At 43.1% G+C, this 891-nt stretch carries 1 protein-coding gene; it reads right to left on the minus strand.

The features are described from left to right. Nucleotides 1–643, minus strand: a 643-nt coding sequence (locus tag R8N47_RS24185; protein WP_318185975.1) for a LysR family transcriptional regulator, incomplete at its 3' end; no start/stop codon positions are given. Nucleotides 644–891 lie beyond the last annotated feature (248 nt).

Genomic DNA, 891 nt, shown 5'->3' on the forward strand with positions numbered 1-891 from the left:
AGGTGATTGGGCACTCTAAATCGTTCTCCTGTTTGAATTGCTCCCACAGTTGCGGGCGAGTCGTTTGCGGAATAAATGGGTAATGGCTAATGGCTTGGTTGTCTGACAGCTCTGGTAGGTTGGTGTTGCCAATCAGCAACAAGGTTTCCTCACATAAGAGCTGGCTATATTCATAATGAGTCGAAAGAGGCAAACACCGCACATGCAGATCACTTTCGCCATGAATGTTTTTAACTGCGCCATCTCCGGTAAGAATTTTCACGCGAATATTTGGATGGCGCTGGTGGAAATCATCGATATTTGGCACCAGCCAAAGACTGGCAAATGAGGGTGTGACATCGACAACCAACAGCTCTTGATCAGTATTGGTCTGAATTAGGCTGGCGGTTGCCTGCTGAATGAGCTCTAGAGCTTCTGTTATTTGGGGCAAATAGCGCTTTCCTTCCTCTGTTAGCTCCACGCCGTTTAACCCTCGATGAATGAGAGGAAGCCCAACGAGTTGCTCTAAAGATGCCATCTGTTTACTGACCGCTCCTTGTGTTACGCATAGGTCATCGGCGGCTTTAGAAAAGCTGAGATAGTTAGCCACAGCAACAAAAGTCCTCAATGCACGAATGGAAGGGTACTCACTGCCTTTTATCATTCTTTCAATTCCATTGAATTTGCTTAGGCACAGAGTAGAGGATTTGTGCTTTTAAGCAAAGCAAGGCACGACGGATGTGTGATTGGCTTCCTTTCTAGTAAACACGCCACGTGATATTTCAATGACTATTTAACAACTCAAGAATATTCACACTGTGTATTTTTATTTTGAAAAAACTACAAATTAGCGAGAAGCTTTTTCACTAGTTATATTTATCCTACATTTATATTGTTTGTGTAAGGTAAATA

The sequence above is a fragment of the Vibrio sp. 2132-1 genome, assembly GCF_033344315.1.